This window comes from Hahella sp. CR1 (assembly GCF_029813005.1).
Classification (GTDB): Bacteria; Pseudomonadota; Gammaproteobacteria; order Pseudomonadales; family Oleiphilaceae; genus Hahella.
The window spans coordinates 126682-141231 of sequence record NZ_JAPELK010000008.1 but is presented as its reverse complement, the minus strand read 5'-3'; the positions used below and the strand labels follow the sequence as shown (position 1 = coordinate 141231).

The window sequence follows — 14550 nt, the reverse complement described above, 5'->3', positions numbered from 1 at the left end:
TGACAACCCCATGGATATTAACGGGTTCCTCCCTGCAGGATCGAGACTCTCGCTCTTCTACGCCTGCATTTTCATATCAAATACCAGCACTTCCGCATTATCCGCGTTGGCGAAGGTGAGCTGACTGACGTTTTCCAGCGCCGCGCCATCGCCTCCCGTCAGCGCTTCCCCATTCAGCGCCACACTCCCTTTGACGACCTGCACCCACACGCCTCGCTGCGGATCGATATCGAGAGAAACAGACTCTGCGCCATTAAGACGGGCGGCGTACAGGTTTACGTCCTGGTGGATCGTCACCGAGTCCTCCGCGCCATCGCGACTGCCGATCAGACGAAAAACGCCGGTCATGGATTCCGGCGCAAACGCCTTTTGCTCGTATCCGGGTTTGAGTCCTTTTTGCTCCGGATAAATCCAGATTTGCAGAAACTCCACGCCCTCTGTCCGCGACTGGTTGTATTCGCTATGACGAATGCCGGTTCCCGCAGTCATCCGTTGCAGCTCTCCCGGGACGATAACAGAGCCGTTGCCGATGCTGTCTTTGTGTTCCAACGCGCCGGACACAACATAGGAAATGATCTCCATATCGCTATGCCCATGTGTGTCAAAACCCGCGCCTGGCGTCACTTGATCCTGATTGATCACACGCAGAGGACCAAAGCCCATATGCGCAGGGTCGAAGTAATGTCCAAACGAAAACGTATGCTTTGAGTGCAGCCAACCGAAATTGGCGACGCCACGCTCGTGTGATCTGCGAATATTCATACTGTCTCCTCCTGTATTCGTTGCATGGAGACAGTTTAAACCTCTCATATTAGTAAACAATTAGTCATAAATGAGCCATAGTGTCGCCATATATGCGACAATTTTTAAATACTTGAGCACGTACGCCAATATTTGTGCACGTACACCGGTATTTGTACACGCAAAACAAAGGCTGAACCGAAAACGGCAACGGCAACGGCAATTGAGAGGAAGCCATGGACAAACTGGCGGGGCTTACAGCCTTCGTAAAGGTGGCGGAAGCTGAGAGCTTCGCCAAGGCGGCGCGAGAAATGGGACTGTCGCGCTCGCAGGTGAATCGACAGGTGATTGCGCTGGAGGACGAACTGGGCGTCACCCTGCTGGCCCGCACGACGCGACAAGTCTCTCTCACCCCGACCGGACAGGCGTTTTATCTGCGCGCCAAATCCATTCTTAACGATCTGCAGGAAGCGGAAACCGCTATTCAATCCGATCATGCGGAGCCGCAGGGCGATTTGAAAATCAACGCGCCCATGTCCTTCGGCACCCTGCATTTGAGTTCCGCCCTGGCGGACTTCATGACGCGCTACCCCAACATCCGCGTGCACCTGGTGTTGGACGACCGTTTCGTCGATCCGGTCTCGGAAGGCTTCGACATTACGGTGAGAGTGGCGGAAACCCGCGAAGCGCCTTCGTTGATTGAACATACCATCGTGGAAGCAAAACGCCTGTTGTGCGCGTCGCCGGGATACCTGCAACAGCATGGTCGCCCTCGCACCATCAAAGAACTCGCCAGTCGCCCTTGCCTGCATTACGGCAACCTCGCCTCCGGCTACACGTGGCGGCTGCGTCGCGGCGACGCCCCGGAAACCAGCGTGCGAGTGAACGGGGTGCTGTGCTGCAACAACGCAGAAGCCCTGCGCGACGCCGCCGTGGCAGGGCTTGGCGTCGCCTTGTTGCCCACGTTTATCGCCGGCCCGGAATTGCAGACGGGACGTCTGGTGAGCGTGCTGCCGGAGTATCAGGCGCCGCCGGTTTATCTGAGCCTGTTATACCCGCCTAACCGGCATTTGGCGGCCCGGGTTCGCGTCTTCGTCAAGTTCATGCAGGATCGTTTTGGCGATCCGCCCTATTGGGATCTGATTTCGTGACGATTCGCACAAGTTTCTGAAATAAGCCTGCATTTTCTAGCAAAATTAAATATTTATGTAACATTATCCCTCTATCTTCCGCGCAACTTTCACAGGCAGGACAGAGAAAGGAATAATGAAAAGAATAAGCAGACGCGACTTTATCAAAGTCACCGCCGCCGGCATGGGGGCGTTGGCCATATCCACTGGTCTGATGGGATGCAGCTCCGATGACGACGGCAATGCGCCCTATCAGGTAACCTTCAGTCATGGCGTCGCCAGCGGCGACCCGCTCAGCGACCGGGTGATCATCTGGACCCGCGCCCTCCCCGATGATGCCGGCGCCGAGGTGTCGGTATCCTGGGAAGTGGCGGACGACGCAGGTTTCACCAACCTGCTCCACACTGGAACCACGCAGACCTCCGCCGCTCAGGACTTCACCGTCAAAGTAGACGTGTTGAACCTGCAACCCGGAGCGACTTACTACTACCGCTTCACCGCAAACGGCGCGACTTCACCGGCGGGCGTCACCAAAACCTTACCGACGGTCAGCCCGGAACAGGTGAAGTTCGCCGTATTCTCCTGCGCCAACTATCCCGCCGGACACTTCAACGTATACGCGGAGGCGGCGTTGCATGACGACCTGGACGCCGTCATCCACCTGGGAGACTACATTTACGAATACGGCGCTGGCGGTTATGCGACGGAAGACGCCGCCGCCATCGGACGCACGTTGCCGGACGACAACGCCAACGAAATCCTGACCCTCGCAGACTACCGTAAGCGCTATGCGCTATACCGCAGCGACGCCAACCTGCAGGCGCTGCATCACAAAACGCCGTTCATCACCGTCTGGGACGATCATGAGGTCGCCGACGACACCTGGAAGTCTGGCGCCAAAAACCACAATGAGGGCGAAGGCGAGTTTGAGGATCGCAAAATAGCGGCGCTGCAGGCTTACTTCGAATGGATGCCGATTCGACCGGTTGTGGATGATAATCAGGAAATCATCTATCGCCAGTTTCAGTTCGGCGATCTAGTGTCCCTCTACATGCTCGACACCCGGGTGCTCGCCCGCGACAAACAGCTGGATTATCTCGACTATCTGGACCCGGTCAGCGGGAACTTCAACGCGCCTCAGTTCAGCGCAGACGTCAGCGACGCCAACCGTACGCTGCTGGGCGCGGAACAACGCAACTGGCTGCAGAACGCCATGGCCGCGTCCAACGCCACCTGGCAGGTGCTGGGCCAGCAAATACTGATGGGGCGCATGCTGCTGCCCGCGGAACTGCTGACGCAGCTGCTGGACCCAGATCCCAACACCATCCTGCCTGCTTTCGCTGAGCTGGCGAATATCAAGGGCCGTATCCTGATGGGCGATCCCAGCGTGACGGATGCGGAACGCGCAAGAGTGGAAACCGTACTGCCTTACAACCTGGACGCCTGGGACGGCTACGCGGCAGAGCGGGAGGTTTTGTTCGAAACGGCGAAAGCCATGAACAAGAACCTTGTGGCGCTGGCCGGCGACACTCACAACGCCTGGGCCAGCGATCTGAAAACCCTGTCCGGCGACCATGTCGGCGTGGAGTTCGCCACCGCATCGGTGTCCTCTCCCGGTCTGGAAACTTACCTTTCCCTGCCCGATGACGCGACCACGATTACCCAGACCGAACTGGGCGTGACCACGCTGGTGAGCGATTTACAGTATCTGAACGTCAATCAGCGCGGCTACCTGCTGACGACATTCACCGCAGACGAAGCCAGGGCGGACTGGCGTTTTGTCGATACCGTGAAGAGCCCGACCTACCAACTGGCCGCCGCGCGTTCCGTCAGTTATAAAACGCTGCCGGGGCAAAATGACCGCAAGTTGATTGCAGTCTGATGTATTAATCAGGCCCTGTCTCCCGCGGCTAGCCGATACGCCGGCCTCACAGGCCGGCTTCGCTGTTTACGAACTCGCCCAGATAATCCATAAACGCCTTTACGCAGGCTGGCGTGTATTTGCGGCTGGGGTAGATCATCTGCAGCCCCACTGCGCCCGTGTCTGCGCCATGCAAACCAACGATCTGATCCGGCAACAGTTGGAGCAGCCGTCCTTCCGTTATATCCCGACTCACATCGCACCAGGATTTCAGCGCGATACCCAGCCCCGCCAACGCCCATTGGCGGATCAGCGCGCCATCGTTGCTCGCCAGAAACGCCTCCACGGTCAGCGTTCGCCAGTCTGAGTCGGATTGAAAACGCCACTCCGCCAACATTTCCCCAAAGCGCGTCATCGCCAGACAACGATGCCCCAGCAGATCTTCCGGCGTTTGCGGCAGGCCAAATGACGCCACATACGCAGGCGACGCGCAGAGCACGCGACGATTGTCAGCCACCAGAGGGCGCACAATGAGATTGCTGTCCGGCAGGTTGCCGTAACGAATGGCGAGATCAAAACCTTCTTCAATCAGATTCACCACCCCGTCATGCAAATGCAAAGCGGGTCGCACCTGGGGATGCAGGCTGACAAACTGCGCCAGCGCCGGGGCCACATACTGCCGGCCAAAATCCGAGGCGGCGGTGACGCGCAGTGAGCCGCGCAGCTCCCCTTCTTTCTCCAACAGAGCCGCTTCCGCCTGCGCCATTTCCGCCACAACCCGCTGACCCGCCTCGTAAAAACGCGCGCCCGCCTCGGTCAATGCGATGCTGCGGGTGCTGCGCTGCAATAACCGGGTCTGATAACGAGCCTCCAGCGCATTCATGCGCGCCGTCATACTCGCCGGCGACAGGCCCACTTCCCGTCCGGCCGCCGCCAGTCCGCCTGCGCGCACCACTCTGACAAACAGCTCAATGTCGTCAATCTTGCTCATATTATTCAGTTTTTACGAAAACAGATTACATATACGCGGCGATTATCAACTTTTTCTATAAGCATTAGGCTGCATTACATCAGCATCCGTCAACAGAGTGACTCCCATGTATATCAATCATGTTCTGATTCGCAGCAAAGACCTGATGGCCATGACGACGTTTCTCGTAGAGGTTATCGGGCTCAGGAACGGCGACCGTCCCGGCTTCCGCTTTCCCGGCGTCTGGCTGTACAGCGACGACCGTCCCATCGTTCATTTGGTCGGCGCGGATGCGTCGGACGAAGAGCAGGCCGCCTATCTTGGCGATAACACATTGGAAGGACGCGGCGCTGTTGATCATGTGGCGCTGGCGGGCGCCGATTACGAGCAACTCTTAACCCGTTTACGGCATCACGGCGCGACGTATAGCGAGCGCACCGTGCCTGCTTCACGGGAACATCAGGTTTTTGTGGAAGGTCCGGAGGGACTGAAGCTGGAACTGTTGTTCGCCGAAGACAAAACCCCTTATCCCTCTTGAGCGGAGTATTCCCATGCATTATCCATTACTGTTTAACCCGGGCGTTATTGGCGCATTGGACATCGCCAACCGCATTGTCATGGCGCCGATGACCCGCGCCCGCACGGCTCAACCTGAAGACGCGCCTCGCGATCTCATGGCGATCTATTACGCCCAGCGGGCGCAAGCCGGATTGATCGTCAGCGAAGCCACGCAGATTTCCGCACAGGGCAAAGGCTACTCCTTCACGCCGGGGATCTACACCAACGCGCAGATCGCAGGCTGGCGCATAGTTACCGATGCCGTCCACGCCGCCGGCGGACGGATTTTTTGCCAGCTCTGGCATGTCGGCAGAATGTCGCACGCCTCATTGCATGAGGACGGCATGCCGGTTGCGCCTTCCGCCATCGCCCCTGACGCCAAAGTCTGGATCGTGGGCGAGGACGGTGTAGGTCAGATGCTGGATTGCCCCACTCCCCGCGCCCTCACTCAGGCGGACATCCAGGCGATTATCCGGGACTATCGACAGGCGGCGCTTAACGCCATGGAGGCGGGATTTGATGGCGTGGAGATTCACGGCGCCAATGGTTATCTAATCGACCAGTTCCTGCGCGCCACCGCCAACCAGCGCGACGATGACTATGGCGGCAGCCTCGACAAGCGTATCCGTTTCGTGCAGGAGGTGGCGCGTACTGTGTGCGACGCCATCGGCGCGCATCGGGTCGGCATCCGTTTATCGCCGTTCATCACTCAGAGAGGCATGGACGATCTGGAAGCGCCTGCGGCCATCCTGACGGCGGCGAAAACTTTCAACGAGCTGGGCATCGCGTACATCCATCTGGCGGAAGCGGACTGGGACGACGCCCCGCCCGTGCCGGACAGTTTCCGCCGCCAATTACGGGAAGCCTTTAGCGGCGCGGTGATCGTGGCGGGCAATTACAACGCCGACAAAGCCAACGCGATCCTAAAAGCGGGCCACGCTGACTATGTCGCCTTCGGACGCATGTTCCTGGCGAATCCGGACCTGCCCTACCGCCTGCAGCACAACCTGGAGCTGAACGCCATCACCGATCCCTCTACTTTGTTTGGCGGCGATGCGGCGGGATATACGGACTACCCCGCCTATAGCGGCGCCGCGTAAGCAACATGAAACTAAGTGGGTTTAAAAACGGTTAAGTCAGCAAGTTGAGATATAAACAGGCCGCCATCGGCCTGTTTATCCTGAAAAGCGGGCTTAGTTTGGATTCAACTGAACATCCGCCGGTACCAGAGCAGGTCCAGCCAGGACAGGAATATCATGGTCCGAAACGTTATTCTGCTCTATAGGGTCGTTTGTCGCCGCGCCCACAGTGAGCGACATGGGCAAGCGCCCCGCCTGGCTGGGCCTGAAAGACAATACGAATTCTTTCTCCGCGCCCGGTTCGAGTTCTCCAGCGAAACAAGTGATCAGGCCGCCTGCGCGTTCGCATCCTGCAGGCGTGGACAGGGTGCGGGCGCTTACTGGTAAAGTCAGTTTGGCGCGAGCGCCCACCGCCTTAGAAGAGCCCAGATTAGTGATATTGATTTTAACCTCGGTGTCGGCGTTGACTACCGTTTCCACCGGAGCGGCGAACGCCGCTTCCAGGTCCGTCGCCTCGCCGGCATGCATGCCCGTCAATAACAAATCTCCCCAGTCTCTGCCGTCGTAGCCAAACTTGCCGACGCCAAATTGCTGGAAGCGTATTTTGAAGTCGGGTCCGTATTCAAAGGTCGAATCCAGCGTGGCGCGAATACGCTCGATCTCGCCGTCCAGATCGACGTCAATCCGTCCGCCCACGGCGCCAAGGTCGAGCCGGTCTGCATTGACCACCGGATACCAATCCACGCCATTGTTGCTGATGCTGACGCCATCTCCCTCCACTGAGCCGGCAAAGCTCTCGGGAAGCATCCCGGCGTAATCGGTGGTTTCGGACTGATAAAAGCTCAGGGTGACTTGCGAGGCGTTACTGAGGTCCACCGACCAGTCCATTTCATTCGCCGTTGGCGTGGAGAAATAGTTAGTCTGGTCCATCCGAAAACGGCCATTGACGACACTCATGCGACCGCCCTGGTTGCTGCTTCTGAACTGAAAACCCTCGTCCTGGGAAGGCATTCCCCAATCAAAATGGCGCTGGAACAATACATTGTCGGGAGTGTAGGGCGCGCCGGGTTCATCGTTCATAAAGAAGCGAACGCCTTTGACTACATTGCTGTTGCTCTGGTATCCCGGAAAAATAATTCGATCGTTGTAGGTGTTATCTCTTTTGCCTTCACTGACAGAACGAATATTCAAACCAAGGTAGCGTTTCCCTTCAGCCTTCAACTGGCGCGCATAACGGCTCAAGTCCACCCGCCAGCTACCCAAGTTATCAATGGCCTGAGTCGCAAGCAGCGCCTCCCCTCTTTCCGCATCAGATAAGTCCAGCACGCCGTCGCCACTGTATCCCCAAAACGCCACATCCGGCTGATTGCTGTATCCAGTCAGATAAAACTCAAGCCATGCATGCTCCAGTTGACGATCGTCTGGAAACGCGCTCAGATCTATCTCGATGACTGCGCGTCGCGTATAGCGTTGATTCAGATAGTTAACGTTGCGCCAGTGCGCATAGAGATAACTGGTGGAATAAATGGATTCAAAACGTCCATCGACGTCGTTATCGGAAAAGGTTGCATTGCCCACTATCGGCGCACTGATTTCCATTGCAAACCCCAGGGCCGGACAGCTCAACAAACCCGCAGCTATTAACTTCTTCATCACAGAAATTTCCTTATAAGACCAATACAAACCATCGCTTCCCGTCTCCCTTGAGAGCGGTTACGCGCTATTCAGCATAGGAACCGAAACGTCCGGTTATGGTTGCAACGGGCGTCCTTGCCCGGATAGATAAAAGTCTCAGGAACAGCCGTCAGGCGTACAGAAGGGCGCATCATCCGCATCGTCTTTCTGCGTCTTGCTTCCTATCAACGCTTCCAGATGAGCCGCGAAGGCGTCCGGTTTGCCGAGATGGGGACCGACGGCGACCGGAACTACTGAGCCGTCGATAATCAGCGCCAGTGAGGGATAGCCGCGCAGGCTCAGGCGCGTCATCTCCCGTCGCGTCGCCTGAATATGGGCGGCGGCGGAGCTGGCGTTGACGGACATCTGCGCAGTGAAGCGTTCGCCATCCAGGCCGATGCTTTGCGCCAGTCGCGTTAAGGTCGCCAGATCAGCGATGCGCTCGCCTTCGACATAATGCGCCCGCTGCAGGCGGTGCAGCATCGCCAGTGCGTCACCGCCCAGGCTTTCCGCCGCCAGCACCGCGCGGATCGGCGGCTCGGAATCGAATACGGCATCCTGATCCCGCAACAGGCCATTGAAGTAGGCGTCTCCAAAAGGCTGACCTGTCAGCGCCTGAATCCGTTGGTCATGCGGCATGACATAACGGCGCAGCGACTCATTCACCGGCTGCCGGTTGGCTCCGATCATCAGTCCGCCGGCGCGCAGATTCACCGGCATCATTTCCCGCGCCTTGCTGATCAGCGGGGCGGCGGCGTAGCACCACCCGCAGATCGGATCGTAAAAGTAGTCGAGTTCTACCACTTCATCTCCCCTTTCTCTACTTTCGCGCTGATTTCCAGAGCAATGCCTGTTTCCAGTTTCGGATAGGCCTGCTCCATCGCCTGCATCAGTGCGTCTGCGTTTTTAGCGTCCTTGGCTTCTTCTTCAAAGCGCTTCAGGTAAGTGCGGGTAAAATCGATGGCGCTCACGTCCATATCGGAATCCGGCAGCATGTGTCCGGGCACCACGATAGCCGGGTGCAGCGCTTTCATTTCGTCCAGTTGCGCAACCCAGGCGTCGCGCTCGCTTTGCTTCTGCGTATCCGCCATCCACACATGCATGTCCGCCAGCACAGCAACGTTACCGACAATCGCCTGCAAAGAAGGCACCCACACGTAGGGACGGTGCGCCAACTCGCCTTGCATGCCGCGCACTTCCAGTTTCTCTCCATCCACGGTGATGAAGTTACCTTTCAACGCCGCCGGGACAACCGGGTTGCGCGGTGCGTTAGCGCCCATTTTCGGGCCCCAGAACTCCACTTTGAACGGCAGTTTGGCCTTGATGTGCTCCAGCACCGCAGGCGGCGCCACGACGTCGGCTTGCGGAAAGATTTCCTTCAGCACTTCCACGCCAAAGTAGTAGTCAGGGTCGGCGTTGCTGACCAAGATGGTTTTCAGCGTTTTACCGGAGTCCAGCACATTGGCGGCGATGCGATAGGCGTCGGCGCGGGTGAATCCAGCGTCCACCACAACCGCTTCCGTTTCTCCGCTGATGACGGTAGAGGTGACGTTGAAACTGTTGTCGTCAGCGTTGTAGACCTTCAATTGCAGCGGTTCTTTCGCTTCAACGGCGGCAGTGAATGAAACAGCGACGGATGCGGCTAAAAGTAGTTTGCGAAACATGATCAGTGACTCCTCATATGAATAATTGATGGGAGCACTATAATTTCCAGATAAGCGCAGAAAAATGGCCATATCCGCACAACTTTGTTGCATGAATTAAGCGAATAGGGGACGGGAGTGGCGCGTTGGGTTGCGCTAAGTCGCTGACGTCGGTACAAAATAAAAGACATGAAGCCGCAAACTTTCATCTTTGCTCCGCTCTGGCGGATATGACAAATCATCCATGAACTTTGAATTGACGCTCCTGCTGTTCGGCGCTGCGGTGATCGCCTTCGCGCTTATTTCCCGTTGGTCCCAGCAGGGACCCATGACCGCGCCCCTGTTTTTCACACTGGCCGGATTGCTGCTCAGCGATCGTGGTCTGGGTCTGCTCGCCGCCGATCCTGAATGGGGTCTGGCGCACTGGCTGGCGGAGGTCACCCTGGTGTGGGTGCTGTTTACCGATGCGTCGCGCATCAATCTGCGCCAGCTCAGGGAAGGCCACAATATTCCGCTGCGTCTGCTCGGTTTGGGGCTGCCGTTGTGTATCGGCGTCGGCGCGTTGATCGCCTATCCCATGTTTCCTGAGCTGGGTTGGGCGGGCGCTTTCACCCTGGCTGTGATCCTCGCGCCGACGGACGCGGCGCTGGGACAGGCGGTCATCAATAACGAACGCGTACCCGTGCGCATCCGGCAGGCGTTCAATGTGGAAAGCGGACTCAATGACGGCATGGCGCTGCCTTTGCTGATCATCGGCCTGTCCTGGCTGATTGGCGAAAACCACAGCGCCAGTCACTGGCTGGAACTGGCGTCGATGCAACTGTTGCTGGGCCCGATCTATGGCGTCGCCGTGGGTCTGGCGGCGGGACGCGCGCTGGACGTCGGCGTGCAGCGACGCTGGGTGAGCCCGACCTATCAGCGCCTCGGACTGCTGGCTATCGCCATGGCGTCATACGGTCTGGCGGAACTGTGTGGCGGCAATGGCTTTATCGCCGCCTTCTGCGCGGGCGCGGCGGTAGGCACGCGTACTCACGTTTTCTGCGCCCCTCTGCATCGCTTTGCGGAAACCGAAGGCCAGTTATTAAGCCTGATCAACTTTCTGTTGTTCGGCGCCATCATGATTCCCCACGCCCTGCCGGATCTCACCTGGACGCACTTTTTCTATGCGCTGTTGAGCCTGACGGTCATTCGCATTATTCCGGTGATTATCAGCCTGACCGGCACCCAATTGCAGTTCACCAGCAAGCTGTTTCTGGGCTGGTTCGGGCCACGAGGGCTGGCCTCCCTGCTCTACGTGCTGCTGGTCATGCAGGAGGATCATGCGCCTGGGAAAGATCAGCTCTTCAGCGTCGCCGTGCTGACCATCCTGCTCAGCGTATTGCTGCATGGCGTCACCGCCGCACCGCTGGCGCAACGATACAGCCGCTATATTCAGCGCAATAGCGCAGACACCGGCGCCGAGCAGAAAGAAACCTCCAGCTTCCCCACCCGACGACCCTTTGGGCGCGAGGAAACCTGAACGCTCCAGCAGAGCGTTTAAACAGACGACTGCTAGCCCTTCCACTCCGCATCCCGCGCCATAGCGACGAAGGAGGCCAGGTAGTCCGTACTCGCGTCCTCCTCGCGCACGCCCAGAAAAATCTGTTTGGCGATGCCCTGCGGCCCCAGTCGCACCGGACGCACCGGTATCTTCTGCGCGTACTCCGCCACCAGCCACTTCGGCAAAGCCGCCACGCCGCGCCCCGCCGCCACCATTTGCAGCATGATGTCCGTCGTCTCGATCGTCTTGTGTTGCCTGGGATAACAGTTGGCGGGCAACAGGAACTGGTTGTAGATATCCAGGCGATCGATATCCACGGGATAAGAAATCAGGGTCTCCTGCAACAGGTGAGCAGGTTCAACGAAGGCAGTCTGCGCCAGCGGGTGATTATTGCTCACCACCAACACCTGCTCGTAATCGAACACCGGCTGAAAGGACAATCCATCCTTGCGCACCGGGTCCGGCGTCACCAGCACGTCGATTTCATACCCAATCAACGCCCCGATGCCGCCAAACTGAAACTTCTGTTTGACGTCCACATCCACATCCGGCCAGCGCTGCAGGTACGGCGCCACCACTTTCAGCAGCCACTGATAACAGGGATGGCACTCCATACCGATGCGCAAAGCGCCTCGCTGCCCCTGAGAGAACTGACTCATCACCAGTTCGGCGTGTTCGAACTGCGGCAGCAGTCGTTTGGCCAACGCCAACAGGTACTCTCCAGCCTGGGTAAAGCGCAGATTGCGGCCTTCCTTGGTCCAGACCGCCGCGCCTAATTGCTGCTCCAGTTTCTTTACCGCATGACTGAGAGCGGATTGCGTCAGACACAGGCTTTCCGCAGCGGCGGTCAGCGAACCTAAACGGTCCACTTCCCGCAGGATGGCGAGATGATTACGTTCCAGCATGTCAGCAACTCATGAATTTATTTAATAGATAGATGAAATCTTAACATTATTTTTCATGATTCTGAGTCTCTATGATGAAGTCATCGACATAGGAGGCATGACATGATTACCACTCACAACCTGGGGTTCCCCCGCATTGGCGCAAAACGGGAATTGAAATTCGCTCAGGAAGATTATTGGAAAGGACGCATTCCCCAGGAAGAGCTGCTGAAAGTAGGCGCGGAGCTGAGACAGCGCCATTGGCGTAATCAGTCCCAACTGGACCTGATTCCGGTGGGCGACTTTTCCTTCTACGATCAAGTTTTGGATATGAGCTTCACCCTCGGCGTCATTCCCGAGCGGGTCAGCCGTCTGCAAGGCGACGAGCTGGACAACTACTTCCGGGTCGCCCGCGGTCGTTCAGCGCAGGACAGCGATTGCCATTGCGTTCACGCCGGTGAAATGACCAAGTGGTTCGACACCAACTATCACTACATCGTGCCGGAGTTCACCGCGGACACCGCATTTTCGCTCAACCCGTCCCGTTTGCTGGCGGAAATTGCGGAGGCGAAACAAACCGGCGCCAAGATCAAGCCTGTCATCATCGGCCCTGTGACCTATCTGTGGCTGGGCAAGAGCAAAGACGGCTCCAATAAACTCGACCTGCTGGAGCGTCTATTGCCGGTCTACGCCGCGCTGCTGGACGTGCTGGCGAGCCAGGGCGTGGAGTGGGTGCAGATCGACGAGCCCATTTTGGTCACTGAGCTGGACGCCAGCTGGCGATACGCGCTCAACCTCGCCTATCACACGCTCAAGTCCAGTAAAGCCAAACTGCTGCTGGCGACCTATTTCGGACAACTGCAGGACAACCTGCAACTGGCCTGCGAACTGCCTGTGGGCGGCCTGCATGTGGACGCCATCAATGGTCGTGCGGAGATCGGTAAACTGATCGACTGGCTGCCGAGCCATAAAGTGCTGTCTCTGGGCGTAGTGAACGGACGTAATATCTGGAAGACCGACCTCAATCAAACCCTGGACTGGCTGCAACCGGTTTACGACAAACTGCAATCCCGTTTGTGGCTGGCGCCGTCCTGCTCTCTGCTGCACTCCCCTGTGGATCTGGACAGCGAAGAGAAGATGGATGCGGAGATCAAGTCCTGGCTGGCGTTCGCTCTGCAAAAGCTGGATGAAGTGAAGGTTCTTGCGACAGCATTGAGCGAGGGCCGCAACACGGTCGCAGAGGCATTGCAGGAAAATCAGTCTTGCGTGGACAGCCGCAAAGGGTCTTCTCGCGTGCATAATCCAGCCGTGAAAGAGGCCGTGGAGTCGATCACCGCCGACATGGGCGATCGTCGCAGCGACTATCAAACCCGGGCCGCCAGACAAGCGCAAAGATTGCAGTTACCCGCGTTCCCGACCACCACTATCGGCTCGTTTCCACAAACTGCGGACATTCGTAATGCGCGCCGCCGTTATCGTCAGGGCGAGCTGCAGGACAACGAATACCGCGTGCTGATGCAACAGGAAATCGAGCGTTGCGTGAGAGAACAGGAAAGCCTGGGTCTGGACGTGCTGGTGCACGGCGAAGCGGAACGCAACGACATGGTGGAGTATTTCGGCGAGCAGTTGGACGGCTATGTGTTCAGTCAGTTCGGCTGGGTGCAGTCCTACGGTTCCCGCTGCGTCAAACCGCCCATTATTTTCGGCGATATCAGCCGCCCGCAGGCGATGACCGTGGAATGGATCAAGTATGCGCAATCACTCACTGACCGCCCGATGAAAGGCATGTTGACCGGTCCGGTGACCATTCTGAACTGGTCTTTCGTGCGGGACGACCAGCCTCGCGCCCTCACCTGTTATCAACTGGCGCTGGCCATTCGCGCCGAAGTGCAGGACCTGGAGCGCGCTGGCGTTCGCGTCATTCAGATCGATGAAGCGGCATTACGGGAAGGCTTGCCGTTAAGACGCGCGCAGTGGCGGGAATACCTGCAATGGGCGGTCAGCTCATTCCGCATCGCCGCCAACGGCGTCGGAGACGAAACTCAGATTCACACGCACATGTGCTACTCCGAGTTTAACGACATTATCGAGGCCATCGCCGGGATGGACGCGGACGTCATCACCATCGAGACTTCCCGTTCCGACATGGAGCTGCTGGACGCTTTCGATAACTTCAAATACCCGAATGAAATCGGCCCAGGCGTGTATGACATCCATTCGCCGAACATTCCAAGCGAAACGCACATCGTCCAGTTGATGCGTAAAGCCGCCGAGCGCATTCCCGCACACCGACTGTGGGTGAATCCGGATTGCGGCCTAAAGACCCGCAACTGGGAAGAAGTACGCCCGGCATTGCAGAACATGGTGAATGCCGCCAAACAGCTACGCGCCGACACCGTCGCCGCAGCCTGATATTCCCTAACCACCCCCGCGTGCAAGCGCGTTCAGAGGACCGGAGCCATCCCGGTCC

Annotated in this window: 12 protein-coding genes; 6 read left to right on the top strand and 6 right to left on the bottom strand. The window is 57.9% G+C overall.

Features of this window, described 5'->3' with window-relative positions:
* Positions 1–57 precede the first annotated feature (57 nt).
* Positions 58–762 (bottom strand): pirin family protein, encoded by a 705-nt coding sequence (locus tag ONV78_RS19605; protein WP_216737851.1) that lies wholly within the window; start codon positions 760–762, stop codon positions 58–60.
* 215 nt (positions 763–977) lie between these two features.
* Between ONV78_RS19605 and ONV78_RS19600 the strand changes: the two genes are divergently transcribed.
* The gene (locus tag ONV78_RS19600; protein ID WP_279505708.1) at positions 978–1892 is read left to right on the top strand and encodes a LysR family transcriptional regulator; all 915 of its coding nucleotides are present in this window, start codon (positions 978–980) and stop codon (positions 1890–1892) included.
* Between the two features lie 115 nt (positions 1893–2007).
* Entirely contained in the window at positions 2008–3753 is a 1746-nt protein-coding gene (locus ONV78_RS19595; protein WP_279505706.1) for an alkaline phosphatase D family protein, read from the top strand.
* Between the two features lie 46 nt (positions 3754–3799).
* Here ONV78_RS19595 and ONV78_RS19590 read toward each other — a convergent pair whose 3' ends face one another.
* Positions 3800–4723, bottom strand: a complete 924-nt coding sequence (locus ONV78_RS19590; RefSeq protein WP_279505704.1) for a LysR family transcriptional regulator — start codon at positions 4721–4723, stop codon at positions 3800–3802.
* Positions 4724–4829: 106 nt separating this feature from the next.
* Here ONV78_RS19590 and ONV78_RS19585 point away from each other — a divergent pair, with 106 nt between their 5' ends.
* Positions 4830–5240: a VOC family protein gene (locus tag ONV78_RS19585; RefSeq protein ID WP_279505703.1), complete on the top strand. Its 411-nt coding sequence runs from the start codon at positions 4830–4832 to the stop codon at positions 5238–5240.
* A gap of 13 nt (positions 5241–5253) precedes the next feature.
* Entirely contained in the window at positions 5254–6360 is a 1107-nt protein-coding gene (locus tag ONV78_RS19580; protein WP_279505701.1) for an alkene reductase, read from the top strand.
* 93 nt (positions 6361–6453) lie between these two features.
* Here ONV78_RS19580 and ONV78_RS19575 read toward each other — a convergent pair whose 3' ends face one another.
* From ONV78_RS19575 to ONV78_RS19565, 3 genes are all read right to left on the bottom strand, one after another.
* Positions 6454–7992 (bottom strand): hypothetical protein, encoded by a 1539-nt coding sequence (locus ONV78_RS19575; protein WP_279505699.1) that lies wholly within the window; start codon positions 7990–7992, stop codon positions 6454–6456.
* 138 nt (positions 7993–8130) lie between these two features.
* Positions 8131–8817: a DsbA family protein gene (locus ONV78_RS19570; protein ID WP_279505698.1), complete on the bottom strand. Its 687-nt coding sequence runs from the start codon at positions 8815–8817 to the stop codon at positions 8131–8133.
* Positions 8811–9677 (bottom strand): MBL fold metallo-hydrolase, encoded by an 867-nt coding sequence (locus ONV78_RS19565; protein ID WP_279505697.1) that lies wholly within the window; start codon positions 9675–9677, stop codon positions 8811–8813. The genes ONV78_RS19570 and ONV78_RS19565 overlap by 7 nt, the downstream gene beginning before the upstream one ends.
* A gap of 223 nt (positions 9678–9900) precedes the next feature.
* Here ONV78_RS19565 and ONV78_RS19560 point away from each other — a divergent pair, with 223 nt between their 5' ends.
* On the top strand, positions 9901–11175 hold the full coding sequence (locus tag ONV78_RS19560; protein WP_279505693.1) for a sodium:proton antiporter: 1275 nt from the start codon (positions 9901–9903) through the stop codon (positions 11173–11175).
* A 32-nt stretch (positions 11176–11207) separates the two neighbouring features.
* Here ONV78_RS19560 and ONV78_RS19555 read toward each other — a convergent pair whose 3' ends face one another.
* A complete protein-coding gene (locus tag ONV78_RS19555; RefSeq protein WP_279505691.1) occupies positions 11208–12101 on the bottom strand; it encodes a LysR family transcriptional regulator in 894 nt (297 codons plus the stop codon).
* 102 nt (positions 12102–12203) lie between these two features.
* Between ONV78_RS19555 and metE the strand changes: the two genes are divergently transcribed.
* The gene (gene metE / locus ONV78_RS19550; protein WP_279505689.1) at positions 12204–14492 is read left to right on the top strand and encodes a 5-methyltetrahydropteroyltriglutamate--homocysteine S-methyltransferase; all 2289 of its coding nucleotides are present in this window, start codon (positions 12204–12206) and stop codon (positions 14490–14492) included.
* Positions 14493–14550: the final 58 nt, after the last annotated feature.

Excerpts from the sequence above, each read along its gene's own strand:
- ONV78_RS19605 (WP_216737851.1), bottom strand. The coding sequence starts at position 762 with ATGAATATTCGCAGATCACACGAGCGTGGCGTCGCCAATTTCGGTTGG.
- ONV78_RS19600 (WP_279505708.1), top strand. The coding sequence starts at position 978 with ATGGACAAACTGGCGGGGCTTACAGCCTTCGTAAAGGTGGCGGAAGCT.
- ONV78_RS19595 (WP_279505706.1), top strand. The coding sequence starts at position 2,008 with ATGAAAAGAATAAGCAGACGCGACTTTATCAAAGTCACCGCCGCCGGC.
- ONV78_RS19590 (WP_279505704.1), bottom strand. The coding sequence starts at position 4,723 with ATGAGCAAGATTGACGACATTGAGCTGTTTGTCAGAGTGGTGCGCGCA.
- ONV78_RS19585 (WP_279505703.1), top strand. The coding sequence starts at position 4,830 with ATGTATATCAATCATGTTCTGATTCGCAGCAAAGACCTGATGGCCATG.
- ONV78_RS19580 (WP_279505701.1), top strand. The coding sequence starts at position 5,254 with ATGCATTATCCATTACTGTTTAACCCGGGCGTTATTGGCGCATTGGAC.
- ONV78_RS19575 (WP_279505699.1), bottom strand. The coding sequence starts at position 7,992 with ATGAAGAAGTTAATAGCTGCGGGTTTGTTGAGCTGTCCGGCCCTGGGG.
- ONV78_RS19565 (WP_279505697.1), bottom strand. The coding sequence starts at position 9,677 with ATGTTTCGCAAACTACTTTTAGCCGCATCCGTCGCTGTTTCATTCACT.
- ONV78_RS19560 (WP_279505693.1), top strand. The coding sequence starts at position 9,901 with ATGAACTTTGAATTGACGCTCCTGCTGTTCGGCGCTGCGGTGATCGCC.
- ONV78_RS19555 (WP_279505691.1), bottom strand. The coding sequence starts at position 12,101 with ATGCTGGAACGTAATCATCTCGCCATCCTGCGGGAAGTGGACCGTTTA.
- metE (WP_279505689.1), top strand. The coding sequence starts at position 12,204 with ATGATTACCACTCACAACCTGGGGTTCCCCCGCATTGGCGCAAAACGG.